The organism is Actinomadura rupiterrae, assembly GCF_024172125.1.
Classification (GTDB): domain Bacteria; phylum Actinomycetota; class Actinomycetes; order Streptosporangiales; family Streptosporangiaceae; genus Spirillospora; species Spirillospora rupiterrae.
On the sequence record NZ_JAMZEA010000002.1, the window covers coordinates 766,666 to 791,841 of the forward strand.

18 protein-coding genes are annotated in these 25,176 nt (G+C 73.9%); 10 read left to right on the forward strand and 8 right to left on the reverse strand.

The window, feature by feature from the left end:
• Positions 1–83 precede the first annotated feature (83 nt).
• The 3 genes from FHU30_RS08070 to FHU30_RS08080 all read left to right on the forward strand — a co-directional run bounded on the left by FHU30_RS08070 (position 84) and on the right by FHU30_RS08080 (position 5,851).
• The gene (locus tag FHU30_RS08070; RefSeq protein ID WP_253873542.1) at positions 84–2,933 is read left to right on the forward strand and encodes a LuxR C-terminal-related transcriptional regulator; all 2,850 of its coding nucleotides are present in this window, start codon (positions 84–86) and stop codon (positions 2,931–2,933) included.
• A 66-nt stretch (positions 2,934–2,999) separates the two neighbouring features.
• Positions 3,000–4,739: an AMP-binding protein gene (locus tag FHU30_RS08075; protein WP_253873544.1), complete on the forward strand. Its 1,740-nt coding sequence runs from the start codon at positions 3,000–3,002 to the stop codon at positions 4,737–4,739.
• Between the two features lie 68 nt (positions 4,740–4,807).
• Complete coding sequence (locus FHU30_RS08080) at positions 4,808–5,851, forward strand: AMP-binding protein (RefSeq protein ID WP_253873546.1); 1,044 nt, start codon at positions 4,808–4,810, stop codon at positions 5,849–5,851.
• An 878-nt stretch (positions 5,852–6,729) separates the two neighbouring features.
• On the opposite strand, the gene FHU30_RS08085 is transcribed toward FHU30_RS08080, so the two are convergent.
• The 3 genes from FHU30_RS08085 to FHU30_RS08095 form a co-directional block, all read right to left on the reverse strand.
• The gene (locus tag FHU30_RS08085) at positions 6,730–8,163 is read right to left on the reverse strand and encodes an aldehyde dehydrogenase (protein ID WP_253873548.1); all 1,434 of its coding nucleotides are present in this window, start codon (positions 8,161–8,163) and stop codon (positions 6,730–6,732) included.
• A gap of 105 nt (positions 8,164–8,268) precedes the next feature.
• Positions 8,269–8,709: a cytidine/deoxycytidylate deaminase family protein gene (locus FHU30_RS08090; RefSeq protein ID WP_253873550.1), complete on the reverse strand. Its 441-nt coding sequence runs from the start codon at positions 8,707–8,709 to the stop codon at positions 8,269–8,271.
• Complete coding sequence (locus tag FHU30_RS08095; protein ID WP_253873551.1) at positions 8,702–9,388, reverse strand: RibD family protein; 687 nt, start codon at positions 9,386–9,388, stop codon at positions 8,702–8,704. Before FHU30_RS08095 ends, FHU30_RS08090 begins: the two co-directional genes overlap by 8 nt.
• A 142-nt stretch (positions 9,389–9,530) precedes the next feature.
• On the opposite strand from FHU30_RS08095, the gene FHU30_RS08100 reads away from it, so the two are divergent.
• The 4 genes from FHU30_RS08100 to FHU30_RS08115 are packed head-to-tail and all read left to right on the forward strand — an operon-like array spanning position 9,531 to position 15,113.
• On the forward strand, positions 9,531–10,670 hold the full coding sequence (locus tag FHU30_RS08100; protein ID WP_253873552.1) for an exonuclease SbcCD subunit D: 1,140 nt from the start codon (positions 9,531–9,533) through the stop codon (positions 10,668–10,670).
• Positions 10,670–13,702 carry an AAA family ATPase gene (locus FHU30_RS08105; protein ID WP_253873553.1) on the forward strand — a complete coding sequence of 1,011 codons (3,033 nt, stop codon included), beginning with the start codon at positions 10,670–10,672 and terminating at the stop codon, positions 13,700–13,702. Before FHU30_RS08100 ends, FHU30_RS08105 begins: the two co-directional genes overlap by 1 nt.
• A gap of 11 nt (positions 13,703–13,713) precedes the next feature.
• A complete protein-coding gene (locus FHU30_RS08110) occupies positions 13,714–14,727 on the forward strand; it encodes a hypothetical protein (protein WP_253873554.1) in 1,014 nt (337 codons plus the stop codon).
• Between the two features lie 17 nt (positions 14,728–14,744).
• Positions 14,745–15,113: a hypothetical protein gene (locus FHU30_RS08115; protein ID WP_253873555.1), complete on the forward strand. Its 369-nt coding sequence runs from the start codon at positions 14,745–14,747 to the stop codon at positions 15,111–15,113.
• A gap of 1 nt (position 15,114) precedes the next feature.
• On the opposite strand, the gene FHU30_RS08120 is transcribed toward FHU30_RS08115, so the two are convergent.
• The gene (locus FHU30_RS08120; RefSeq protein WP_253873556.1) at positions 15,115–15,564 is read right to left on the reverse strand and encodes a winged helix-turn-helix transcriptional regulator; all 450 of its coding nucleotides are present in this window, start codon (positions 15,562–15,564) and stop codon (positions 15,115–15,117) included.
• A gap of 101 nt (positions 15,565–15,665) precedes the next feature.
• On the opposite strand from FHU30_RS08120, the gene FHU30_RS08125 reads away from it, so the two are divergent.
• On the forward strand, positions 15,666–16,049 hold the full coding sequence (locus FHU30_RS08125; RefSeq protein WP_253873557.1) for a TIGR03618 family F420-dependent PPOX class oxidoreductase: 384 nt from the start codon (positions 15,666–15,668) through the stop codon (positions 16,047–16,049).
• Between the two features lie 132 nt (positions 16,050–16,181).
• Here FHU30_RS08125 and FHU30_RS08130 read toward each other — a convergent pair whose 3' ends face one another.
• Entirely contained in the window at positions 16,182–16,352 is a 171-nt protein-coding gene (locus FHU30_RS08130; RefSeq protein WP_253873558.1) for a hydrophobic protein, read from the reverse strand.
• Positions 16,353–16,507: 155 nt separating this feature from the next.
• Here FHU30_RS08130 and FHU30_RS08135 point away from each other — a divergent pair, with 155 nt between their 5' ends.
• Positions 16,508–18,211 (forward strand): glycoside hydrolase family 15 protein, encoded by a 1,704-nt coding sequence (locus FHU30_RS08135; protein ID WP_253873559.1) that lies wholly within the window; start codon positions 16,508–16,510, stop codon positions 18,209–18,211.
• Here the strand turns inward: FHU30_RS08135 and FHU30_RS08140 are convergent.
• Genes FHU30_RS08140 through FHU30_RS08150 form a run of 3 tightly spaced genes read right to left on the reverse strand, consistent with a single transcriptional unit; the run spans position 18,166 to position 23,250 of the window.
• Positions 18,166–19,164: an SDR family oxidoreductase gene (locus FHU30_RS08140; RefSeq protein WP_253873560.1), complete on the reverse strand. Its 999-nt coding sequence runs from the start codon at positions 19,162–19,164 to the stop codon at positions 18,166–18,168. The two genes, FHU30_RS08135 and FHU30_RS08140, sit on opposite strands and share 46 nt — an antisense overlap.
• 28 nt (positions 19,165–19,192) lie before the next feature.
• Positions 19,193–20,275: an enolase C-terminal domain-like protein gene (locus FHU30_RS08145; RefSeq protein WP_253873561.1), complete on the reverse strand. Its 1,083-nt coding sequence runs from the start codon at positions 20,273–20,275 to the stop codon at positions 19,193–19,195.
• Positions 20,272–23,250 (reverse strand): FAD-binding and (Fe-S)-binding domain-containing protein, encoded by a 2,979-nt coding sequence (locus FHU30_RS08150; RefSeq protein ID WP_253873562.1) that lies wholly within the window; start codon positions 23,248–23,250, stop codon positions 20,272–20,274. The genes FHU30_RS08145 and FHU30_RS08150 overlap by 4 nt, the downstream gene beginning before the upstream one ends.
• 80 nt (positions 23,251–23,330) lie before the next feature.
• On the opposite strand from FHU30_RS08150, the gene FHU30_RS08155 reads away from it, so the two are divergent.
• Positions 23,331–25,124 carry a thiamine pyrophosphate-requiring protein gene (locus FHU30_RS08155; RefSeq protein ID WP_253873564.1) on the forward strand — a complete coding sequence of 598 codons (1,794 nt, stop codon included), beginning with the start codon at positions 23,331–23,333 and terminating at the stop codon, positions 25,122–25,124.
• Positions 25,125–25,176: the final 52 nt, after the last annotated feature.

The window sequence follows — 25,176 nt, forward strand, 5'->3', positions numbered from 1 at the left end:
GTGAGGACGACTCGGGAACAGGGAAGCTCCCCTTGCCGAGGCACCCCCGGTCCGGCACGCCGGAGGTTGTGGAGGCCGCTGGCATGACACCGAACCACCCCGCCGCCGCGCCAGGCAAGACCCCGCCCCCCGGCGCGCCCGAGGCGACCATGCCCTCCGACCCGTCCGAAGGCCCCCCACCCACCGATGTGGTGCGGACCAATTTGCCGGGGGAGCCTAATGCGTTCGTCGGGCGGGAGCGGGACGTGGCGGACCTGCGCGGGTTGCTGCAGACGACGCGGGCCGTGACGCTCTGCGGGGCGGGCGGGATCGGCAAGACGCGGCTCGCGGTGCATGTCGCGCATGGCGTCCTTGCCGCGCATCCGGGCGGTGTGTGGCTGGTCGAGCTGGCCGACATCGCGCCCGGCGGGCCCGCCGACGTGGTCGCGCGGCGGGTCGCGGCGGTGCTCGGCGCGTCCGAGGAGGACGGGCGGGAGCTGGCCGTCACGCTCGCGGACGCGATCGGCGACCGGGCCGTGCTGCTCGTCCTGGACAACTGCGAGCACGTCGTCGCCGAGTGCGCCGAGCTGGCCGGGACGCTGATGCCGCGCTGCCCGCGGCTGCGCCTGGTCGCCACCAGCCGCGAGCCGCTGCGCACCGCGGGCGAGACGGTCTGGCGCGTCCCGCCGCTGGATCCGGGCGAGGCCGTGCGGCTGTTCGCCGAGCGGGCCCGGGCCGTCCGGCCCGAGTTCGCCGTGACGGCCGAGAACACCGCGGCGGTCGAGGAGGTCGGGCGCGCGCTGGACGGCGTCCCGCTCGCGCTGGAGCTGGCCGCCGCGCGGCTGCGGGTGCTGACCGTCGAGCAGATCGCCGGGCGGCTCGCCGACCGGTTCCGGCTGCTCGGCGGGAACGCGCGCACCGCGCCGCACCGGCAGCGCACGCTGCGCGCCGCGATCGACTGGTCGCACGAGCTGCTGGACGACCGGGAGCGCACCCTGCTGCGCCGCCTGTCGGTGTTCACCGGCTGGACGCTCGGCCAGGCCGAGCGCGTCTGCGCCGACCCGGCCGGGCTCGGCGCCGACCTGATGGACCTGCCCGACCTTCCCGACCTGCCGGAACTTCCCGACCTGGCCGACCTGCCGGGCCTGGACGAGGAGCCCGAGCCTTCGGCGGACGGCCTGCCGCCGCGCGGCGTCCTCGACCTGCTCACGGCGCTGGTCGACAAGTCCCTGGTCGTCGTCGGGGACGAGATCGCGGGGGAAACCCGGTTCCGGCTGCTGGACAGCATCCGGCAGTACGCCGCCGAGCGGCTCGCCGAGGCGGGCGAGGAGGACACGATCCGGGACCGGCACCGCGACTGCGTCCTGGAGGCGGCCGAGCGGGACGGGGAGCTGGCGCTCGCCGAGTCCGAGGCGGACTGGGCGGGCCGGGTCGCGCTGTTCCACCGCTGCGACGCCGAGCTGGGCAACATCCGCGCCGCGCTGGCCTGGGCGCTCGACCGCGAGGACGTCGAGGGCGGCCTGCGCATCTGCACGGCGCTGCGCTCGTACTGGATCGCGCGCGGACGCGTCGCCGAGTGGGCGCAGTGGACCGACCGGTTCCTCGCGCGCAGCCGCGGCCTGCCCGCGATCGTCCTCGGCCCGGCGCTCGCGGGCCGCGCGCAGCTCGCGCTCAGCGCCCGCGACTTCCCGCGCGCCGCGGGGTTCGCCGAACGCGCCCTGGACCCCTGCCGCCGCGCCGGGGACGGGTTCATGGCCGCCGCTTCGCTGATCACGCTCGCCGAGGCCCACACCCGCGCTGGCCGCTACACCGAGGCCGCCGACCGCCTGGACGAGGCGGACGCCCTCACCGACGCCCCCGGGCAGGAGTGGAACCGGGGCTACGCGCACATCGCGCGCGGCTACATGCTCGCGCGCTCCGGACGCATGCGCGAGGCGAGCCTCGCCTACGAATCCGGACTCGATGTGATGCGCGACATCGGGCAGCTTTGGGGCGCCGCACACGCGCTGATAGGGCTGGGCCGGATCGCCGAACTTCGCGGGGACGCCTCCGGCGCGCGCGCCCGATTCACCGAAGCGCTTCCGGCTCTTGTTGAGATCGAGGCGCGTCCGGAGTTGGCACGCGCGCTCGCCGGACTCGGACGAGTCGCCCTTGCAACCGGGGATGCGCCGCTCGCCCGCCGTTCCCTAGCGCGCGCGCTGCGGCTCAGCCGTGCGTCTGGGGTTCGTCCGGAAATCGCGCGCGGACTGGAGGCGTTCGCGGAACTTCTCGCATGCGAGGGCGACTCGCGCGGCGCGGTGCTGCTCACGGGCGCCGCTGCTGGACTACGCGAGGCCGCCGCGCGCCGCCACACTCCGCATCCGGACGGCCCGGCCCACCCGTCGGGGACGTCCGTCCAGCGACGGCCGGGCCACGGCGCGCGCGTCGAAGGGATGCTGGAACCCATCCGCCGCGCGATGGGCGAACCGGTCGTCGCGCAGTGGTTCGACGAGGGCCGCTCCCTGGCCCCGGACGAAGCCATAGCCCTCGCCCTCGGCACCGACGAGAACGACCCGGAACCCGCCACCACGACCGAAACCCCGGACCCGTCCCTCGCCGCCGGGGGAGCCTTCCTGCCCGCTGAACCGGCGGCCAAGGACCCGTTCGCATCGGACGCGTCCGCATCGGGCGCTGCGTCCGGGAAGGAAGTGTTCGCGTCCGGCGGGACGGCCAAGGACGAGGCCGCGCCGGGCGGCGGGGCGCCCAGCACGCTGACGGCGCGGGAGCGGGAGATCGCGCGGCTCGTCGCGCGCGGCCTGAGCAACAAGGGCATCGCGAGCGAGCTGGTGATCAGCCCGGCGACCGCCGCCCGGCACGTCGCGAACATCCTCACCAAGCTCGGCTACAACTCGCGGGCGCAGATCGCCGTGTGGGCGGTCGACCACCACCTCACCGACCAGCCGCAGCTGCGCTGAGCTACATACCAACGTGCACAATCGTGTGCATGTGCCACCGGGGGCGGCGGCCGTAGCGTCGGTCGCATGATCTGCATGCGTGTGGACGCGGCGTCCGGTCACCCCGCGGTGACGGTGTCCCGTGCGGTGTTCGGCGCGGACGCCGGCGACGAGGGGACGGCCGAGGCGCGCACCGGCGGACGCCTCGCCGTGGTCGACGCCATGGGCGACCGCGCGATGACCCACGCCGACCTCGCCGCCGCCGTCGGCTCGCTCGCCTCCGGGCTCGCCCGCGAGGGCGTCGGCCCTGGCACGGTCGTCGCCCTGCACCTCCCCGACAGCCCCGAGTTCGTCGTCGCGCTGCACGCCGTCACGGCCGCGGGCGCGACCCCGATGCCGGTGCGCCCCACCCTGCCCGCCGCCGAGCTGGCGGCCCTGCTCACCGAGGCCGACGCGCGCGTGGTCATCACCTGGCCCGTCCTGCTCGACATCGCCCAGACCGCCCTCCGCGAGATGGAGCGCACCGCCCTCCGCGGCATGGAGCAATCCGCCCTCCGCGACCTCGTGACCCCCCTCCCGAACACCCCACCCCCACCCGACCCCTCCGACAACGCGCCGGGCGACACCGGACGGTCTGCGTCGTCCGACTCGCGGCGGTCGGGGTCGTCCGAGATGCCCTGGTCCGGGTTCGGTGGCGGACGGCGGGGCGTGGTCCGGACGCGGGCGGTCAGGCGGCTGTTCTGCTTCGGGGACGAGCCGGACGTCGAGTCCGTCGCCTCGCTGCACACGGCCGCGCCCGCGCCGGACGTGCCGGTCGACCCCGCGCGCGACGCGGCGCTCATCGCGTGCACGCGCGGCGAGGGCGTCCCGGCCCGGGCCGTCCGGCTCACCCATGCCGAGGTCGTCGCCGGGCTCACCCGGGTCGCCGACGCGGGGCTGGTCGGGCCGTCCGACATCGCGCTGTCCGCGCTGCCGCTCGCCGACCCGATCGCGCTGAACGGCCTGCTCAACCCCGGGCTGCGGCTCGGCGCGACCGTCGTCACCCTCGCCGGCGCGGGACGGCACGAGCTGCTCCGCGCGATCCAGGACCACCGCGTCACCGTCCTGCTCGCGCCGCCGCGGCTGGTCGAGGTGCTCGCCTACGACCGGTCCGTCCCGCGGTACGACCTGCGCTCGCTGCGCGCCGTGGTCAGCGCGGGCGGCCCGCTGTCCGCCGAGGCCGCGCGCGCCTGCGCGAACCGGCTCGGCTGCCCCGTCCGGCAGGCGTACGGGACCGCCGAGGCCGCCGGGATCACCCACCTCAACCCGCGCGGGGTGGAGGAGGGCACGCTCGACTCGGTCGGCCGCGGCCTGCTCGGCGTCGCCTGGCGGGTCCTGGACCCGGCCACGGGCACCGACCAGCCCGCCTACCAGCCGGGCGAACTGTGCCTGCGGCTGCCGATGACCTCGGCGGCCGCGGTCCCGGTGCGCTGGCTCACCACCGGCGACCAGGCGTTCGCCGACGAGCACGGCCGCGTCTACATCCTCGGCAGGCTCGGCGCCGGACGCCCCGACCCGCCCGCCGAGCCGGACGCCGTGCTCGCCGCGCACCCCGCCGTCGCGGACGCCGTGATCGTGCCCGTCCCCGACCTGGAGGTGGGGCTCGCGCCGCACGCGTTCGTCGTGGCGACGCGTCCGGTCGCGCGCGAGGAGCTGCTCACCTACGTCAACGGCCACGTGCCGTCCTACCGGAAGGTCGTCGCGGTGCACGTGGTCGACATGATCCCGCGGTCCCCCGGGGGGCGGGTGCGGCGCCGGGCGCTACTCCAGCGGGCGGGGCTGTCCTGATGAGCTACATACCCACCTACACAGTTCTGCGGATGTGGCCGCCCGGCCGCGCTCCGTACGTTCAGCCCATGCCCGAGGGAGAAGCCGGAACGGGGACGGTGGCCGAGCCCACCGTGACCCGGGCCGTGCTGGCCTCCGCCCGCGAGCACGCGGCCCGGTTCGGCGGGCGCCCCGCGCTGGTCGACCCGGACCGGCGGATCGGCTTCGGCGCCTTCGCGGCGCTGGTCCCGGCCGCCGCGACCGGACTGCACCGGCACGGCGTCCGGTCCGGCGACGTGGCCGCCGTCCAGCTCGCGGGCGTGGCCGAGCTGACCCTCGCCGTCCACGCGCTGTGCGCGGCGGGCGCGGTGCCCGCGCCGCTCCCGCTCGACGCGACGGTCGGCGAGCTGGCCCGCATGATGACCGAGTGCGGGGCCCGGTTCCTGGTGACCGGCGGCGAGGTCGCGGCAGCGGCCCTCGCCGCCACCGAGCGGTCGTACGTCCGGCAGGCGTTCGCCTTCGGGGAGTACCCCGGGGCGACGTCGTTCGCCCGCCTCGTCGGGGCGGGCGCCGCCGGCGGGACGGCCGCCCGGTGGGGGGAGCAGGCGGCCGTGTGGGGAGACACGGCCGCCGCGTGGGGGGACGCGGGCGGCGGGTCGCACGGCGAGGGGGCCGGCGTGGGGAGCGCCGGGCCGTCCGGCCCGCCGCCGGAGGTCCCGCGCGACCCCGCCCTGCGGCTGTTCGAGCCGCCCGTCGACCTGACCCACGCCGACCGGTTCGGCGCGCTGCACCGGCTCGCCGCCGTCACCCGCGTCCGCTCCGGCGACGTGCTGGTGTGCGGTGTCCGCGACTGCCGCCCGGACGTCCTGATCGGCCTGTCCGACCTGTGCCTCGCGCACGGCGCCACCCTCGTCGGCGTCCCCGAGCCCGAGGTCGCGCCGCTGCTGCACGCCATCGGCGCGCACCACGCCACCGCCGCCGTCGTCACCCCGGAGAAGCTGCGCGCGCTCACCTTCGACCACGCGCCCGTGCCGGTCCCGGACGTCCGCCTCCTGGTGACCGGCGACATCGACCCGGAGGTGGCGCGCGCCTGCCACCACCGGCACGGCTGGAGCCCGGTCCCCGTGACCTGACCCCGGCCCGCGAACCACCCTCCGGTGCCCGCGCGGCGATTCCGCCCCGCCGCGCGGACCCACGGGACGGCCCCGGCCGAACGGGGATCACCGACCACCGGGCGCCAGGTGATCCCCGTCCGCCCGGGGCCGTCCTTTTTGTATTTCGGCTCCGCCGGACTCGCCTAGCGGCTCGCCCACCGGCCCGCAATACGTGCGAACGCTGCATGGCTTCGCCATCAAGCGCCCGCACACTCGCCTCCGGCGTTGTGCGCGGGCCCTTGTTAACGCGTTCGCGCGCGGGCCGGGCGCCGTCCGTGGCCCCCGGCTTGCCAATGTGCGTCAGGTTCCGCTGGGTGCGACACCGGTTTCAAAGCTCGCCTAGCGGCTCACCCCCGGCCCGGAAACCCGCGCGAATGCTGCATGGCTTCCCCACCAAGGACCCGCGCACTCGCCTCCGGCGTCGCGCGCCGCCCGTGGCCCCGCCTCGGCGATGTGCGGCGCGCTCTGCTTTTTGAGCCTCCGGCTCCGGGGGCTCGCCTAGCGGCTCGCCCCCGGCCCGGAAGCTCGTGCGAATGCTGCATGGCTTCGCCATCAAGGGCCCGCGCACTCGCCTTCGGCGTTGTGCGCGGGCCCTTGTTAACGCGTTCGCGCGCGGGCCCTTGTTAACGCGTTCGCGCGCGGGCCCTTGTTAACGCGTTCGCGCGCGGGGCGGGCGCCGTTTGTGGCCCCCGGCTTGCACCAACGCGCCCGGCGCGGAAGGCGCTCTGCGCCTGGAGCGCCGGGCTTGTTCTAAGCGGAGCGGGAGACTGCGATGGGTTCACGCGCGGCTCTGTCCGCGCTTCTCGGTTTGCGAGGGGGCGGGGGAGGCGGTTTGCGCCTGGGGCGCTGGGGTGGTTCTAGGCGGGACGGGGGATGGCCTTGTGTTCTAGGTAGGCGGTGAGGCCTTCGGGGCCTAGTTCTCGGCCTAGGCCGGAGTCCTTGTAGCCGCCGAAGGGGGTGTTGGGGTCGAGGACGTAGAGGTTGACGCCGCAGGAGCCGGTGCGGATGCGGCGGGCGATGTCGACGCCGTGGGCGACGTCGGCGGTCCAGACGGAGCCGCCGAGGCCGTAGTCGCTGTCGTTTGCGATGCGGACGGCGTCGTCCTCGTCCTCGTAGGGGATGAGGGCGAGGACGGGGCCGAAGATCTCCTCGCGGGCGATGCGCATGTCGTTGGAGACGTCGGCGAAGACGGTGGGGGCGACGTACCAGCCGCGGTCGTGCGGGCGGTCCAGGCCGCCGGCGATGATCTTGGCGCCCTCGTCCTGGCCGATCCGGATGTAGTTCTCGACGCGGTCCTGCTGGCGGCGGGCGACGAGGGGGCCGATCTCGGTGCCGTAGTCGGCGGGGTCGCCGACGGCGAGGGACGAGACCATGGTGCCGAGGGCGTCCGCGACCTCGGCGTAGCGGCTGCGGGGGGCCAGGATGCGGGTCTGCGCGGCGCAGGCCTCGCCGTTGTTCATCAGGGACGCCATCTTGAAGCCCTCGATGGTCGCCGCGAGGTCGGCGTCCTCCAGGATGATCGCGGCGGACTTGCCGCCGAGCTCCAGGGTGGCGGGGCGGAGCAGGCGGCCGCACGCCTCGCCGATGCTGCGTCCGGCGGCGGTCGAGCCGGTGAAGGCGACCTTGTCGACGCCGGGGTGGGAGACGAGGTAGGCGCCGACCTCGCGTCCGGCCGGGACGAAGTTGAGCACGCCGTCCGGGACGCCGGCCTCCTTGGCCCACTCGGCGAGGAGGTAGGCGTCGAGGGGGGCTTCGGGGGACGGCTTGGCGACGACGGTGCAGCCCGCGACGAGCGCCGGCGCGAGCTTCAGCATCAGCGTGAACTGCGGGACGTTCCAGGGGTAGATCGCGGCGACGACGCCGACCGGCTCGCGGGTGACGGTGACCGGGCCGAGCATGCCGGGACGCTCGTCCTCCCACGCGAAGTCCTTGGCGAGGTCGACGTAGTACTGGAGCACCATCTGCGGCAGCGCGGCCTGGCCGAAGATCGAGAAGAGGATGGGCGAGCCCATCTCCTCGGTGACCAGGTCGGCCATCGCCTGCTGGCGCTCGGCGTAGATCGCGGAGAGGCGGCCGAGGATCTCGGCGCGCTCGGCGGGCGCCATCCGCGGCCAGGGGCCGTGGTCGAACGCGCGGCGCGCGGCCTGGACGGCGCGGTCCATGTCGGCCTCGGTGCCGTCCGGGACGCGGCCGACGAGCTCCTCGGTGTGCGGGGAGACCACGTCGATGGTGCCGGTGCCGGCGGGCGCCGTCCACTCGCCGCCGATGAACAGCCGATCGTGTTCGCGCATGCCGCCTCCCGGCTTGACCGAATGCTTGCTTGGGAGACAGCATCGCACGACGCACCCGGGCGTCCGCAAGAGGAATGAGACGCCAGTCTCATCAAGGCGCGACGGTCAGTCGAGGAGGTGGGCGTTGGGTTTGCGGGCTCGGGCCGACAGGGACGGGAGTTCGACGACCTCCACCTCGTGCGCGCGCAGGTACTCGTCGCCTACGCCTTCGACAAAGAGGGATGGTTCGCGCCATGCGAACACCACGCGCCGGATTCCGGCCGCGACGATCAGTTCGGCGCAGGGGCGAGGGCGCGACTTGCGCGCTCCGCAGGGTTCGAGCGAGCTGTAGATCGTCGCGCCGGACGGCACGGACGCGAGCTTCGCGAGCGCCGCCTCCTCCGCGTGGTCGGACGGGTCGGACTCGCGCGAGAACCCGCGGGCCAGTTCCGTGCCGTCCGGGCCGACGACGACCGCGCCGACCGAAAATGCGGTCTCGGACGGCGGGCACAGTTCGGCCAGGTCGCAGGCCAGTGCCAGCCACCGCTCGTCGGGATCGTCAGCCACGGTGCTCTCCGACCAGGTAGCGCAGCAGGACGAGGTTGCCGATGCGGGTGATGTCCTCCAGCCGCATCGGACGATCCGGGGACTGCGGGAAGACGCCCGAGCCGACGAAGCGCGGCGCGGACGGGTCGCCGAGCAGGAACGGCGCGATGACGAGCTGGATCTCGTCAACCAGGCCCTGGGTGAGGAACGCGGTGTGGATGCCGCCGCCGCCCTCGACCATCAGCCGCTTCACCCCGCGTTTTGCCAGGTCGGCGAGCATCGCGGGGAAGTGGACGGGGTCGCCGGCGTCCATCACCTCGGCGCGGTCGCCGAGCCGCGTCGCGAGCGCGGGCGCGTTTCCGGACGACGCGTACACCAGTTTCGGCGACTCGCCGGTGGTGAAGAACCGCGCGTCCGGGTCGAGGTCGCCGCTCCAGGTCACGGTCACCTTGGTGAGGTCGGGCGGGAGCCCTTGACGGACCCGCTTCTCGCGCCGCGACTCGCCCTTGATGAGCAGTTTCGGGTCGTCCGCCCGGACGGTTCCGGCGCCGACCAGGATCGCGTCGCAGGTGGCGCGGACCGCGTCCACCCGGTCGAAGTCGGCCGGGGTGGACAGCCGCAGCCGCTCGGGAGCCGAGTCGTCGATGTACCCGTCGATCGACATCGCGCAGCTCAGCAGCACATAGGGACGCTCGCTCACGCGCGTCACTCTAGGGGACGGCACGCCCGGCCGCGCAGGGTGCGGACGATATCACCGAGCGTCATACCGGACGGGGAATCCCGTGCGGGGCGGCGTTTCTGAGCCTGTTGTGTCGGGGGTGGCGCTTAGGGTGTCGTCCGCGATGCGAATTCTCCACACCTCCGACTGGCATCTCGGCAGATCGTTCCACCGCGAGGACCTGCTGTCCGCGCAGGCCGCGTACGTCGACCACCTGGTCGAGACGGTGCGCGCGGAGGACGTCGGCTGCGTGCTGGTGTCCGGCGACGTGTACGACCGCGCGCTGCCCGGCGTGGACGCGGTGAAGCTCGCCAACGAGGCCCTGGAGCGGCTCGCCGAGCGCACCCGCGTGGTGCTCATCGCGGGCAACCACGACTCGGCGCGCCGGCTCGGCTTCGGAGCCCGGATGATGGACGCGTCGGGCGTGCACCTGCGCACCGACCCCGCGCGCGTGGGCGAGCCCGTCATGGTGGAGGACGTCGCGGTCTACGGCATCCCGTACCTGGAGCCCGAGATCGTCCGTCCCCAGTGGGACCTGCCCGAACGCGGCCACGCCGCCGCGCTCGGCGAGGCGATGCGGCGCGTCCGGGCCGACCTGGCGACGCGTCCGGACGGGACGCGCTCGGTCGTCCTCGCGCACGCGTTCGTCACCGGCGGCGAGCCGAGCGACAGCGAGCGCGACATCTCGGTCGGCGGCGCGGTGCACGTCCCGGCGGCGGTGTTCGACGGCATCGGCTACGCCGCCCTCGGCCACCTGCACGGACGGCAGCGCATCACCGAACGCGTCCGCTACTCGGGTTCGCCGCTCGCCTACTCGTTCTCCGAGGAGCACCACCTCAAGGGCTCCTGGCTCATCGACCTGCGCCCGGACGGCTCGCTCGGCGAGGAGTTCGTGGAGGCGCCGGTGCCGCGTCCCGTCGCGCGCCTGCGCGGGAGGCTCGACGACCTCCTCGAATCGCCGCGCTACGACGACTTCACCGGGCACTGGCTCCAGATCACCGTCACCGACCCGAACCGTCCGACCGCCGCGATGGAGAAGCTGCGCCGCCGCTTCCCGCACACGCTCGCGCTGAACTTCGAGCCCGACGCGTCCGGCGGGGTCCCGCGGCCGCGCACGTTCGCCGAGCGCGTGCACGAGCGCTCGCACCTCGACATCGCCGCCGACTTCGTCACCGAGGTCACCGGCACGCCCGCGTCCGAGGCCGAGAGCGACCTGCTGCACGAGGCGTTCGAGGCGTTCCGCCGCAAGGAGGCGCTGCGGTAATGCGACTGCACCGGCTGGTCGTCACCGCGTTCGGCCCGTTCGGCGACGAGCAGGAGATCGACTTCGGCGCGCTCGCCGACGCCGGGCTGTTCCTGATCCAGGGGCAGACCGGCGCGGGCAAGACCAGCGTGCTCGACGCGGTCTGCTTCGCGCTGTACGGGCAGGTTCCGGGCGTCCGGAACAGCGCGCGCGGGCTGCGCAGCGACCACGCCGCGCCCGACCTCGCGCCGAGCGTCCAGCTGGAGACGACGATCCGGGGCCGGCGGCTGCGCATCACCCGCTCGCCCGAATGGTTCCGGCCGAAGAAGCGCGGCGAGGGCCTGACGAAGGAGAACGCCAAGGTCGTCCTGGAGGAGTTCGAGCACGGCGAGTGGGTCGCGCTGTCCACCCGGGTCGGCGAGGCCGACGACGTGATCGGCCGTCTGCTCGGGATGACGGCCGCGCAGTTCTGCCAGGTCGCGATGCTGCCGCAGGGCGCTTTCGCCGGGTTCCTGCGCGCGAAGGCGGGCGAGCGCCGCGAGGTGCTGGAACGCCTGTTCTCCGCCGAGGTGTTCTCGTCGGTCGAGCAGTGGCTCGCCGAGCGGCGCCGGGACGCCGGCCGCGACGCCGACGCGCGGCGCGTCCACGCCGAGTCGGTCGCGGGACGCATCGCCGAGGTGGCGGGGGAGCGCGGCCCGCACGACGCGTCGCCCGTCCCCGCGCCGAGGCAGGGCCAGCCGCGCGGCGGCGAGGCGCAGGACGCGCTGGAGACGGTCGAGTCGCTGCCCGCCTGGGCGCGCGGGCTGGTCGCCGAGCATCGGGACATCCTGGACGTCCAGCGTGACCTGCACCGGGACGCCGTGGACGCCGCGTCGGCCGCGCGCGAGGAGCTCGACGCGGCGCGCGAGCTGGCCAAGCACCAGCAGCAGCACGCCGACGCGCTGCGCAAGCGCGAGCAGCTGGCCGAATACGCCGAGGCCCGCGCGAGCTGGGCCGCGCGGCTGGACGCCGCCGCGCGCGCCGACCGGGTCATCCGGGTCGTCCAGGAGGTGGCGGCGCGGGAGGGGCAGGAGCAGCGGGCGCGCGCCCATGCGGCCGCCGTCCGGACGCGCGTCGCCACGCTCGTCCCGCCGGGCGCGGCGGAGGACGTCCTCACCAAGGCCGAGCGCGACCGCCGCGACGAGATCGCCATGCTGGAAGGACGCCGCGAGACCGCGCACCGCCTCCGCGACATCACCCGCGAGCGCGAGCAGCTCTCAACGACGCAGATCCGGCTCAACGCCGAGCTGGCGCAGCTCGCCGACGCGCTCGAAGAGCTGCCCGGACGCGTCGAAGCGCACCGGACGGCCGTGGAGCAGGCCCGGGTCGCCGCCGCCGAACTTCCGGGCTCGCGCGCCGCGACCGAGGAGCTGGACCGGAAACTGGCCGCCGCCGAGCGCCGCGACCACCTCGCCGTCGCCATCGAGCAGGCCGACGACCGGCACAGCGAGGCCGTCGACACCGCGCAGAACGCCCGCGACGTGTACCAGGACCTCCAGCAGGCGCGGCTCGAAGGCATGGCCGCCGTGCTCGCCGCCGAACTCGAACCCGGCGAGCCGTGCCGGGTCTGCGGCGCGACCGAGCACCCCGAACCGGCCACCCCGTCCGGCGACATTCCGGACAAGGACGCCGTGGACCGGGCCCGCGCCGCCTTCGAGGCGGCCGAGAAGCGCCGCGAGGACGCCAAGCTGCGCGTCCGCGAGCTGCGCGGCGAGTACGACGCCAAGCTGGAGGTCGCGGGCGAGGAGCCCGCCGCCGAGTTCGCCGCGTCCCTCCAGGCCGCGCGCGAACGCCAGGACGAGCTGGCCGCCGTCGCCGCCCGGGCCGAGCACCTCGAAGCGGAGCTGCGCCGCGTCCAGGGCGAGGAGCAGCGGCTCCGGACCCGGCACGAGGAGGTCTCCGCGAACGTCCAGACCGTCCGCGCGCAGGACGAGGGCCTCGCCGACCAGCACGTCCGGCTCACCGCCGAACTCGACGCCGCCCGCGGCGACGACCCGACGCTCGAAGCGCGCATCGACCGCCTCGACCGCGAGGCGTCCGCGCTCGGCGCCGCCGCCGAGGCCCTCCGCACCGCCGAGCAGGCGTCCCGCGAGCTGGCCGCCGCCCGCGACGCCGCCTCTCGCGCCGCGACCGAGGAACTGTTCGCCAGCCCGGAGGCCGCGTCCGCCGCCTGGCTGGACGACGAGGACCAGGCGCCCCTCCGCGACCGCCTCCGCCGCTACGAGCAGACCGAGGCCGTCGTCGAGAACGCGCTGAAGGACCCGCAACTGCGCGCCGCCGCCGACCGTCCGGCCCCGGACCTACCCGCCTACGAGGCCGCCGCCGCGCGCGCGGAAGCCGCCGCGACCGCCGCCGCGTCCGCCGTCTCCCGCTCCGAACTGCGCCTCTCCCGGCTGGACGAGCGCTGCCGCGAGCTGGCCACCGCCGTCGCCGCGTGGCGCCCCGCCGCCGAGGCCTACGCGGTCGCCGAGCGCATGGCCGGGCTCGTCTCCGGCACCTCCCCGGCCAACCGCGACAGCATCTCGCTGACCGCCTACGTCCTCGCGGCCCGTCTCGAACGCGTCGTCGCCGCCGCCAACGAGCGCCTCGGCCGCATGTCCGCGGGCCGCTACGTCCTGCGGCACACCGTCGACAAGGCGGCCGGCGACCGCAGCAAGAGCGGCGGCGGGCTCGGCCTGCGCGTCGTGGACGCCTGGACGGGCGCCGACCGCGACCCGGCCACCCTCTCGGGCGGCGAGTCGTTCATCACGTCCCTGTCCCTCGCGCTCGGCCTCGCCGACGTCGTCACCGCCGAGGCGGGCGGCACCGAGGTGAACACCCTCTTCGTCGACGAGGGCTTCGGCACCCTGGACGACGAGACCCTCGACGAGGTGATGGCCGTCCTCGACGCCCTCCGCGACGGCGGCCGAGCCGTCGGCGTCGTCAGCCACGTCGCCGAACTCCGCACCCGCATCCCCGCCCAACTCAAGGTCACCAAGACCCGCACCGGCTCCACCGTCCACGTCACCGCCTGACAAGCAAAGCCGTGATCCCGGACGAACTCCACCAAGCCCGGCAATCAACCAACGCCCGACCGTGGCTGAAGCTGGACGAGCAGCTGCGCCTCAACGACATCGAGGAACACGGCTACCCCGCCCGCCACCCCACCCCGCCCCCGGTAACGCCGACCACCGAGACCGCCCTCCTCCTGGCCCTGTGCTCAGCGGACGGCCGCATCCGCGAAGCGGCCCTCCACCCCGCCAACGACCTGTCCCCGCTCCTCCCCCTCGTCGTGATCCGCGCCGCCGACTGGGCCAAACCCGTCCGCGACGCCGCCCGAGCCGTCCTCCCCAACCTGCTGCGGGACGCCCTGCAAACCCCAACCACAAACGCCGCGACGGCCGTCCTGACCGCAACGCACCTCGCAGCCCGCCGCCGAGGCGACTTCGTCCTGGACCTGCTCGCGCAACTCCTGCCCGACGCACCCCCCAACGTCCTCGCAGCACTCCGCACCCTGGACGACCGCTACACCCGCCGCCTCGTCTACCAGGCATGGCTGCCTCGCCCGGACACCCGCGTGCAGGACGTCCTGGACGCAGTCCAGAAGGAATCCGACACCCGCTGCCGAACCTGGGCGGGCGAGTACATCGCCGCGCAAGCGACCGCCCGGCACCGCCCCGACCTCATGGAGCCCCTGCTGCCTTCGTCCGGCAGCGACCTCCGCGCCCTGGCCCTCACCGCACTCGTCCGCCTGGGAAACCCCGAGCGCGGCCGGGCTTTCCTGGGAGACCGGTCCGCGCCAGTGCGCGCCGTCGCGCAATGGGCCGCAAGACGCGCAGGCGACGACCCAGCCCACCACTACAGAACCGCCCTGGCCGGGAACGAGGACCAAACAACAGCTGTCGCCGGCCTCATCTTGGGCCTCGCAGAGTCCGGCGGCCGCGACGATGCCGAGGCAGTAGCGCCGTTCTTTCAGCACACGCTGCCTCGCGTACGCGCTGCGGCCGTCCGCGCGTACTCGGCACTGCGCGGTCAGGCCAGGAGTGGGGCGCGCTGCTGACGGACCCTTCCCCGGCCGTGGTTCGCACGGTCAGCCGGGCGATGGTCGCGCACGAGGTGACCGTCCCGGTCGAGACGCTCAGGCGTCTGCTTCGGCCGGCGCGTCCGCTTCACATCCGCAGGGCCGCGCACAAGCTGTTGCTGCGGCGCGACACCTGGACGCGGCTGGACGCCGATCTGCGGCTGCTCGCAGCGCGTGATCCGGACCTGGCGGAGGCGGCGCGGAGCGACCTGGGGTCCTGGATGGCGCGCGATGCGGCGACGGTTTACGGCCGCCCGTCGGAGGAGGCGCGGGCCGCGCTCGTCCGGCTGTTGGAGGACGCGCGGGACGAGTTGCCCGAGGCCGTCGGGGCTCGGGTGCGGTGGCAGCTTGGGGTGCTTGGGTAGGTCAGGGGGCGCCGGGGCCGGGGAGGAGGGTTACTTCGGTGGGGTGCATGCGGGCGCCGCAGTGGGTGCAGTGGAGGCCGGCGTTGCTGGTTTCGCCGCAGGTGTTGTGGTGGTAGAGGACGGGTGGGCCGGCTTCTCCGGCTAGCCAGCGGTCGCCCCAGGCGGCCATGACCATGAGGACGTCCACGAGCTCGGTGCCGCGTTCGGTGAGGACGTATTCGTATCTGGGGCGCTGGTCGTAGGGGCGGCGTTCGAGGACGCCGCGTTCCACGAGGTGGTCGAGGCGCTCGGTGAGGACCTTGCGGGAGATGCCGAGGTCGGCCTGGAGCTGCTGGAACCGGGTGAGTCCGGCCCAGACGTCGCGGAGGATGAGCGGCGACCAGGGTTCGCCGATGACGTCGAGGGTGCGGGCGATCGAGCAGGCCATCGCGCCGAAGTCCGTGCGCTGCATGGGATCAGTCTACGCATTGGGGTTCCTTTAGGGAACTCCGACTGTTATGGTCTTGGAGTCTCCTCGGGGAACTCCGGGGGAGGGATGATGGGAGGAACGCGATGCTGAAGCCAGAGGTCCGCCGCGCTGTGGAGGGCACGGCCCTGGGCCACCTCGCCACCGTCCTGCCGGACGGGTCGCCGCACTCGGTGCCGCTGTGGGTGGACGCGCGCGGCGAGCGGATCGTCTTCCTGACCGGGCCGGACTCGCGCAAGGCGCGGAACCTGCGGCGCGACCCGCGGGTGGCGCTGTCGCTGACGTCCGCCGAGAACCCGTTCGAGCCGATCATCGTGCGCGGGCGGGTGGCGGAGTGGATCGAGGGGGACGAGGCGTGGGCGATCATCGACGAGATCGCGGAGAAGTACCTCGGCCGGCCCTATTCGCGCGATCTGGAGCGCGTCGTGGGCGTGATCGAGCCGGAGCGCCAGATCGTCGGGGTCAACTAGGGCCGTTTTCGGCCATTTCGGAAATGCGCGGAACGGCATTCCGCCGATCCCGCATCGGGACGCGGGCCGCGGCGGAACGATATTCCGCGGGCCCGCGTCCGAAATATGGGTGAGAGGGAGCCGTCTCGGAGGTTACCAGCGGTACCACCGGCGGCGGGCGCCGGTGCCTTCGGCGGAGCGGAGGACGAAGCCGAGGATCCACACGACCAGGACGACCAGGGCGATCCACCACAGGACGTGGACGGCGAATCCCAGCCCGCCCAGCAGGATGGCCAGCAGGAGTACGGCGAGGATGAGCGCCACGGCGCTTCACTTCCTTTTCCTGTTGATTTCCGGGTGACGGTTCCTATGTACCCCTGATAGGCGATTCATGCGTGGCGTGCGCCATACGGTAATTCGGCCCCGGGATCGCGCGTTCCGGGTGTGTCGTGGTGCCGGTTCGCGGGAAGGGGCACGGGATGCTCCATGTGCTGCGTGATTACGCCTTCGTCGGGGACGGTGAGCGGGGCGCGCTGATCGGGCCGCACGGCGATTTCGCCTGGATGTGCTTCCCGTCGTGGGAGTCGCCGCCGGTGTTCTCGGGCCTGCTGGGCGGGCCCGGCGCGTACGTGGTGTGCCCGGTCGCCGAGCGGCGGGTGTGGGGCGGGTACTACGAGGACGGCGGCCTGGTCTGGCGGAGCCGCTGGGTGGTGCCGGACGGGGTGGTCGAGTGCCACGAGGCGCTGTGCCGTCCGGCGGACGCCGGCCGCGCGGTGGTGCTGCGGCGGATCCGGGGTGTCCAGGGGACGGTGGCGGTCCGGGTGCGGTTCGGCCTGGGCGGCGACCACCGGCTGCGGCGGGAGGACGGCGCGTGGCGCGGCGACGCGGACGGCCTGTACTTCCGCTGGACGGGCGCGCCGGAGAACGCCGCAGGCTGGCCGCTGGCCTTCGAGATCGACGTGCGCGAGGGCGAGACGCACGATCTCGTACTGGAGCTGTCGAATCGTCCGCTGGACGGTCGGCCGGAACCGCCCGACCGGCTCTGGCAGCGGACGCAGGACGACTGGAAGGCGCGCATCCCCGACTGCTCGGACACGTTCGCGCCGCGGGACGCGCGCCTGGCCTACGGCGTGATGATCGGTCTGACCTCGGCGCACGGCGGGATGGCCGCAGCCGCGACGACGTCGCTGCCCGAGCATCTGGCGGGGACGCGGAACTACGACTACCGGTACGCGTGGATCCGGGACCAGTGCATCGCGGGCCAGGCCGTGGCCGCGCACGGCGGGCACTTCGGGCTGCTCGACGCGGCGACTGGGTTCGTGGCGGACCGGCTCATCGAGGACGGCGCGCACCTGACGCCCGCCTACACGGTCTCGGGCGGCCGGGTCCCGGACGAGAGCCCGGCGGGCCTGCCCGGATATCCCGGCTCCCGCGCGGTCTACGGCAACCACGTCACCAGCCAGTTCCAGCTGGACGCCTTCGGTGAGGCGCTTCTCCTCTTCGCGGCGGCGGCCCGGCATGACCGCGTCGATGCGCGGATCGCCGACGCCGCGATGCGGGCCGTCCGGGCGATCGAGGAGCGCTGGCACGAGGACGACTACGGCATCTGGGAGACCGAGCCCGCGCAATGGACGCATTCGCGCCTGGTGTGCGTCGCGGGATTGAGGTGCGCCGCCGCCTCGCTCGCCGCCCAGAAGGACAAGGCGGAGTGGGAGGCGCTCGCCGACCACATCCAGGCGGAGACGGCGACGTCCGCGCTGGACGGTCAGGGCTACTGGCGCCGCGCCCCCGACGACAAGCGGGTGGACGCGGCGCTCCTGCTCCCGGCGCTGCGCGGCGCGTACCCGCCCGATGCGGACCATGCCGTCGCCACCTACCGGAAGATCCGCGACGAGCTGGAGCAGGAAGGCTTCGTCTACCGGTACCGCCTGGCGGACGAGCCGCTCGGCGAGGCCGAGGGCTCGTTCACGCTCTGCGGCTTCATGATGTCGCTGGCCGATCTCCAGCAGGGCGACCGCGAGCGCGCGCAAGGACGGTTCGAGCGGGCCCGTTCGGCGTGCGGCGAGACCGGGCTGTTCGCCGAGGAGTACGACGTCCGCCAGCGGCAGGTCCGCGGGAACCTGCCGCAGGCGTTCGTTCACGCGCTGTTCCTGGAGGCCGCGACGCGCCTCGCCGCGCCGTAGGCGAGCAGAGTCCCGGCGGCGAAGGCGCCCGTGACTGCGGCGCGGTGCTGGCTGATCCACACCTGCGGGCTCGACGGGTGGGAGTCGGTGTCGAACCGTCCGTGCGCGCCTTCGTCCTCAGCCTGGTCGCGCGGCTCCCAGAGGTTGCCGTGCGGCGGCCCGGCGCGTTCGGACGTCTGCTGGCTGTCGAACCCGGTGCGGGCCAGGTAGCGGTCGAGGAGGCCGGGCGCGATCCGGTCGGCGAGCAGCGTCAGGACGGTGGACGCGCCGACCCAGTACTCGCGCCGCCGCGGATGCCCGGCCGCGAACACGATCGCCTCGGCGGCGACCTCCGGCTGGTAGATCGGCGGGACGGGCTGCGGCTTGCGCGGCAGCCGCGACAGCACCCAGTCGAACTGGGGCGTGTTGACGGCGGGCAGGTGCACCATGGTGATCCCGACGCCGCTGCGCTCGTGCAGCAGCTCGCAGCGCAGCGACTCGTACATGCCCTGGATGGCGTGCTTCGCCCCGCAGTAGGCGGATTGCAGCGGGATCCCGCGGTGCGCCAGCGCCGACCCGACCAGGACGATCACGCCGCGCTCGCGCGGGCGCATCACGTCCAGCGCGGCGCGGGTACCGTGCACGAAGCCGAGGTAGGTGACCTCGGTGACGCGCTTGTACTCCTCGGGCGAGATCTCGGTGAACGGCGCGAACACCGAGGTGAAGGCGCAGTTGACCCACACGTCGATTGGACCGAGCTCCTTCTCGACGGTGTGCGCGGCCTCGGCGACCTGGCGCGGGTCGGCGACGTCCACCTCGATCGGCAGGCCCTGGCCGTCCAGTTCGCGCGCGACGCTCTCCAGGCCGGCGCGCCCGCGCGCGAGCAGCGCGACCCGCGCGCCGCGAGCGGCGAAGGCCCGCGCGGCGGCCCGTCCGACTCCGGCGGACGCTCCGGTCACTACGACGACTTCCATGGCTCTCCCGTCATGTCGGGCAAAAGGGTTAGGCGACGCGGAAGCGCTCCGCGTCCGGGCGGCGGAACGCCAGGCCGAGCCCCGGCTCGCCGTCGCGCGGACGGACCGTCCCGCCGTCGGGATCGAGGACGCCGTCGAAGAGCATCGACTCGATCCGGACGTGGTCGTGGAACCACTCGATGTGCCGGGCGTTCGGGATCGCCGCCATCACCGCCGCGTGCAGGTGCGGCGCGCAGTGCGCGGACAGCTCGCGGTTGTGCGCGCGGGCGAGCCCGGCGACCCGCAGGAACTCGGTGTACCCGCCGCAGCGCGTGACGTCGGCCTGCGGGCAGTCGACCGCGCCGATCAGGTCGCGGAAGTAGGGCAGGTCGTAGCCGTACTCGCCGGCCGCGACCTCGCACTCGACCGCGTCCCGGACGGCGCGGAGCCCGGCCGGATCGTCGGACGGGACGGGCTCCTCGAACCAGCGCAGCCCGAGGTTCTCGGCGGCGTGCGCGACCTGGACGGCCTGCTTGACCGAGTAGGCGCCGTTGGCGTCGGCGTACAGCTCGGCGTCCGGTCCGATCGCGAGCCGCGCGAGACGGAGCCGGGCCAGGTCGCGCTCCTCGCGGCCGCCCCGGGCCTCACCGATCTTGATCTTGACGCGCGGGATGCCGAGCCCGGCCACCCAGTGCTCCAGCTGCTCGCGGGTCCGCGCGTCGTCGTAGGTGGTGAAGCCGCCGGACCCGTACACCGGCACGTCCGCGCGGCAGGCGCCGAACAGCCGGTGCAGCGGCAGGCCGAGCACGCGGGCTTTCAGGTCCCACAGCGCGCAGTCCACGGCGGAGATCGCCATCGAGGACGCGCCGGGACGCCCCGCGTTGCGGACGGCCCGGCACATGCGCTCGTGCGCGTCCGGAACGTCCAGGACGCCGACGTCCTCGACGGCGGGCGCCAGCAGCTCCCCGACGAGCGCGGCGACCGGCGCGGGCGCGTACGTCCAGCCGATGCCGTGGTGCCCGTCGGAGCGGGCCTCGACCAGCACCATCGTCGTGGACGTCCAGGACAGCGTCCCGTCCGCCTCCGGCAGGTCGGTCGGGATCCGGTACGCCGACGCGGCGATCCGGGTCATCCGCCACGCTCCGCGTGCTGCGCGGCAGGCCGTTTCGCGCTGCCCGAAGGAAGGAGCTGGGCGAGGAGTTCGGCCAGGTGGAGCGGGCGCGCGTCGGTGCCCGCCTCGATCTGGGTGCGGCACGAGAAGCCGTCGGCGAGCACGGCCCGGCCGTCGCGGACACCGTCCCGGACGGCCGGCCAGACGCCCTGCTCGGCGACCGTGACCGACACCTCGTGGTGGCCGCGCTCGAAGCCGAAGTTCCCGGCGAGGCCGCAGCACCCGGCGTCGAGCACCTCGACGTCCACGCCGGCGCGGCGCAGCACGCGGGTGTCGGCGCCGAAGCCCATGAGCGCGTGCTGGTGGCAGTGCGGCTGGGCGATCGCGCGCACCGGGTCGCGGTCGAGCCCGGCCGAGAGCCCGTGGGACGCGAACGGCGACGCCCCGCCCAGCGCGGCCTGCTCCTCGTCGAGGAGTTCGGCCAGCGTGCTGGTCCGGTCGCGGAGCAGCGCGATGTCCGGATCGTCCGGGAGCAGCTCGGGCGCGTCGGCGCGGAGCACGGCGGTGCAGCTCGGCTCCAGCGAGACCAGCGGGATGCCCGCGCGGAGGTGGGGCGCGATCGCCGCGGCGGTGCGGCGCAGCCGCTTGGCGGCCTGGTCGAGCTGCCCGGTCGAGATCCAGGTGAGCCCGCAGCAGACCGGCTCGGACGGGACGATCACCCGGTGCCCGGCGGCCTCCAGGACGCGGACGGCGGCCCGCGCGATGTGCGGGTGGAAGCTGTTGGTGAAGGTGTCCGGGAACAGGACGACCGGTGAGCCGCCCGGTCCCGGCGGGCGGCGGCGCCTGAACGAGTGGGTGAACCGGCGAGGGGCGAAGCGCGGCAGCTCGCGGTGCCGGTCGATGCCGCCGAGCCGCTTGGCGATCCGGTCGAGTCCGGGCAGGTGCAGCGCGCCGTTCGCCAGGTCCGGCGCGAGCGCGGCGAGCCGCGCCCAGACCGGCAGCCAGCCCATCGTGTAGTGCGACATGGGCCGTATGCGGCCCTCGTAGTGGTGCGAGAGGAACTCGGCCTTGTAGGTGGCCATGTCCACGTTGACCGGGCAGTCGCTGCGGCAGCCCTTGCAGGCCAGGCACAGGTCGAGCGCGTCGCGGACCTCCGTGGACCGCCAGCCGCCGGTGATCACGTCGCCGCGCATCATCTCGTCCAGCAGGCGGGCGCGGCCCCGGGTGGAGTGCTCCTCCTCGCGGGTCGCGCGGTAGCTCGGGCACATCACCCCGCCGGACGACGAGCGGCACTGGCCGATCCCGACGCAGCGCGCGGCGGCGTGCGCGAAGTCGCCGTGGTCCTGCGGGTAGGCGAAGTGCACGGACGGCTCGCCGGGGTCGTAGCCGCGCAGGTCGAGGTGGCGGTCCAGCGGGACGGGGTCGACGACCTTGCCGGGGTTCATCCGGCCGTCCGGGTCGAAGACCGCCTTCATCCGGCCGAAGAGGGCGACCACCTCGTCCCCGAACATGATCGGCAGCAGCTCGCCGCGGGACTGGCCGTCGCCGTGCTCGCCCGACAGCGACCCGCCGTGGCCGGAGACGAGCCGGGCCGCGCGGGTGACGAAGTCGCGGTAGCGGGCCACGCCCGCGTCGTCGGAGAGGTCGAACGGGATGCGGGTGTGCACGCACCCTTGCCCGAAATGCCCGTAGAGCGTGACCGGCCGGAGGCCGAACTCGTCGATGAGCGCCTGGAACTCGCGCAGGTAGGCGCCGAGCCGGTCCGGCGGGACGGCCGCGTCCTCCCAGCCCTCGTGCGTGTCGGCGTGGTGCGGCGGGTAGGCGGTCGCGCCGAGCCCGGCCTCGCGGACCTTCCAGAGCCGGTCCTCCTCGGCCGGATCGTGCAGGAACGTGCAGCGCGGCCCGGTGTCCGAGCCGTCCAGGCCGTCGATCAGCGCCTGCGCCTTGTCGTCGGCCTCCGCTCGGGTGTCGCCGCCGAAGCGGACCATGAGCCAGCCCGCGCCTTCCGGCATCTCCTCGCGGATCCTGTCGTCGGCGAGGTGCTCCGCCTCCGCGAGGTCCAGGAGGTAGTCGTCCATGCCCTCCAGTGCCAGCGGACGGTACGCCGCGATCTCCGGGACCGCGTCGCCCGCCGCCGCGATGTCGTCGTAGCCGAGCACGACCAGCGACTCGTGCGCCGGGACGGGCACCAGGCAGATCTCCGCGCGCAGCACCGTGACCAGCGTCGACTCCGAGCCGACCAGCGCGCGGGCGACGTTGAAGCCGTTCTCGGGGAGCAGCTGGTCCAGGCCGTAGCCGGACACGCGGCGCGGGATGTCGGGGTAGCGGGTGCGGATCAGCGCCAGGTTCTCGTCGCGCAGCGCGCGCAGCTCCCGGAAGATCTCCGCGCGCCGCCCGCCCCCGGCGATGATCCGCTCGTACTCCTCGTCGGACGTCTCGCCCACCCACATCCGCAGCCCGTCGTAGGTGAGCACCTCCAGCCGCAGCACCGAGTCGGTCATCTTCCCGTAGGCCTGCGCGGACGCGCCGCACGAGTCGTTGCCGACCATCCCGCCGATCGTGCAGGTGTCGTGCGTGGACGGTTTCGGGCCGACCATCAAGTTGTATTCGGCGAGTTCGGCATTCAAGTCGTCAAGGCAGATTCCCGGTTCGACCACGGCCGTTCTGCCCTCGGGATCGACCGACAAAAGCCGCGTGCAAAATTTCGACCAGTCGATGACCACGGCCTCGTTGCAGCACTGCCCGGCCAGGCTCGTCCCGCCGCCGCGCGACAGCACCGGCACCTGGTGCCGCGCGCATACCGCGACCGCGGCGACCGCCGCGTCCACATCGCGCGGAACCACCACCCCTACAGGCGGTTGGCGGTAGTTGGACGAGTCGTGGGCGTACGCGGCGCGCGTTCCGGCGTCGAACCGGACCTCGCCGTCCACCTCGTCGGCCAGCGCTTCGCGGAGCGCGGAGAGGCCCTCGGGCGCCTTCACGGTGCTGGATGCCATGAATGCGCATTACCCCAACCGCAGGTTTCAAGCACGCGTCCGGGGAACCGCTTCGGAGAGGACCAGAGAAGGGAACCGCCATGGGCGCGAAAGTCGCCGATTACGTGCTGGAACGCCTCCGGCAATGGGATGTGCAGCAGCTCTTCGGCTATCCGGGGGACGGTATCAACGGGCTGGTCGCCGCGCTCGGACGGGCCGATGACAAGCCCAGGTTCATCCAGAGCAGGCACGAGGAGATGTCGGCGTTCGAGGCGGTCGGCTATGCCAAGTTCAGCGGCCGGCCCGGCGTGTGCATGGCGACCAGCGGCCCCGGCGCGATCCACCTTCTGAACGGCCTTTACGACGCGAAACTCGACCACGTGCCCGTCGTCGCGATCGTCGGGCAGACCGCGCGCAGCGCGATGGGCGGCGCCTACCAGCAGGAGGTCGACCTCCAGTCGCTGTTCAAGGACGTCGCCGCCTACGTCCAGACGGCGTCGGTCCCGTCGCAGTTCCCGAACCTGATCGACCGCGCGATGCGGTTCGCGATGGCCAAGCACGCCCCGGCCGTCGTGATCATCCCGAACGACCTCCAGGAGGAGGAGTACAGCCCGCCCGAGCACGCGTTCAAGCAGGTCCCGTCGTCCGCGCCCGGCTACACCCGGCCGCTGACCCGCGCCCCGGACGAGGAGGTCGAGCGGGCCGCCGAGGTGCTGAACGCCGGGTCCAAGGTCGCGATCCTGGTCGGCCAGGGCGCCCGCGACGCCGCCGACGAGGTGCTGGAGGTCGCCGAGACCACCGGCGCGGGCATCGCCAAGGCGCTGCTCGGCAAGGACGTCCTGCCGGACGACCTGCCGTACGTGACCGGGTCGATCGGCCTGCTCGGCACCCGGCCGTCCTACGAGCTGATGCGCGACTGCGACACGCTGCTGATCGTCGGGTCCAACTTCCCGTACTCGCAGTTCATGCCGGAGTTCGGGTCCGCCCGCGCCGTCCAGATCGACGTGGACGGTCGGCTCATCGGCATGCGCTACCCGACCGAGGTGAACCTGGTCGGCGACGCCGGGGAGACGCTCCGCGCCCTGCTGCCGAAGCTGCGCAAGCAGAAGAAGCGGTCCTGGCGGGAGAAGGTCGAGGAGAACGTCGCGCGCTGGTGGGACACCGTCGAGCGGCAGGCGCACGTCCCGGCCGACCCGATCAACCCGATGCTGCTGGCCTGGGAGCTGTCGTCGCGGCTGCCGGACGACGCGATCGTCACCGCCGACTCCGGCTCGGCCGCCAACTGGTACGCCCGCGACCTGAAGTTCAGGCGCGGGATGCGCGGCTCGCTGTCCGGCACGCTCGCCACGATGGGCGCGGGCGTCCCGTATGCGATCGGCGCGAAGTTCGCCCATCCGGACCGTCCGGCGATCGCGCTCGTCGGCGACGGCGCGATGCAGATGAACGGCCTCGCCGAGCTGCTCACGATCCGCCGCTACCAGGACCGCTGGAGCGACCAGCGGCTGGTCGTGGCCGTGCTGCACAACAACGACCTCAACCAGGTCACCTGGGAGCTGCGCGCGATGGGCGGCGCGCCGAAGTTCGAGGAGTCCCAGGTGCTGCCCGAGGTCTCCTACGCCTCGTTCGCCCGGTCCATCGGGCTGGACGGGATCAACGTCGAGAAGCCCGAGGAGGTCGGTCCCGCCTGGGACCGCGCGCTCGCCGCCGCCGGGCCGGTGGTGCTGGACGTCCGGTGCGACCCCGACATCCCGCCCATCCCGCCGCACGCGGACTTCGACCAGATCAAGGACGCCGCCGAAGCGATCATCAAGGGCGACCCGGACTCGTTCGGCGTCGTCAAGAAGGGCCTGCGCACCAAGGCCCAGGAGCTGTTCGGCCGATCCGGCGACGGGTGACCCGGCATGGCGGCGGGCGACCTGTGAGGGAGGCGGGCGACCTGTGATGGGG

Coding starts and splice junctions, on each gene's coding strand:
- FHU30_RS08155 (WP_253873564.1), top strand. CDS start 23,331: ATGGGCGCGAAAGTCGCCGATTACGTGCTGGAACGCCTCCGGCAATGG.
- FHU30_RS08085 (WP_253873548.1), bottom strand. CDS start 8,163: ATGCGCGAACACGATCGGCTGTTCATCGGCGGCGAGTGGACGGCGCCC.
- FHU30_RS08135 (WP_253873559.1), top strand. CDS start 16,508: ATGCTCCATGTGCTGCGTGATTACGCCTTCGTCGGGGACGGTGAGCGG.
- FHU30_RS08140 (WP_253873560.1), bottom strand. CDS start 19,164: ATGGAAGTCGTCGTAGTGACCGGAGCGTCCGCCGGAGTCGGACGGGCC.
- FHU30_RS08105 (WP_253873553.1), top strand. CDS start 10,670: ATGCGACTGCACCGGCTGGTCGTCACCGCGTTCGGCCCGTTCGGCGAC.
- FHU30_RS08120 (WP_253873556.1), bottom strand. CDS start 15,564: ATGCAGCGCACGGACTTCGGCGCGATGGCCTGCTCGATCGCCCGCACC.
- FHU30_RS08075 (WP_253873544.1), top strand. CDS start 3,000: ATGATCTGCATGCGTGTGGACGCGGCGTCCGGTCACCCCGCGGTGACG.
- FHU30_RS08125 (WP_253873557.1), top strand. CDS start 15,666: ATGCTGAAGCCAGAGGTCCGCCGCGCTGTGGAGGGCACGGCCCTGGGC.
- FHU30_RS08145 (WP_253873561.1), bottom strand. CDS start 20,275: ATGACCCGGATCGCCGCGTCGGCGTACCGGATCCCGACCGACCTGCCG.
- FHU30_RS08070 (WP_253873542.1), top strand. CDS start 84: ATGACACCGAACCACCCCGCCGCCGCGCCAGGCAAGACCCCGCCCCCC.
- FHU30_RS08150 (WP_253873562.1), bottom strand. CDS start 23,250: ATGGCATCCAGCACCGTGAAGGCGCCCGAGGGCCTCTCCGCGCTCCGC.
- FHU30_RS08080 (WP_253873546.1), top strand. CDS start 4,808: ATGCCCGAGGGAGAAGCCGGAACGGGGACGGTGGCCGAGCCCACCGTG.
- FHU30_RS08100 (WP_253873552.1), top strand. CDS start 9,531: ATGCGAATTCTCCACACCTCCGACTGGCATCTCGGCAGATCGTTCCAC.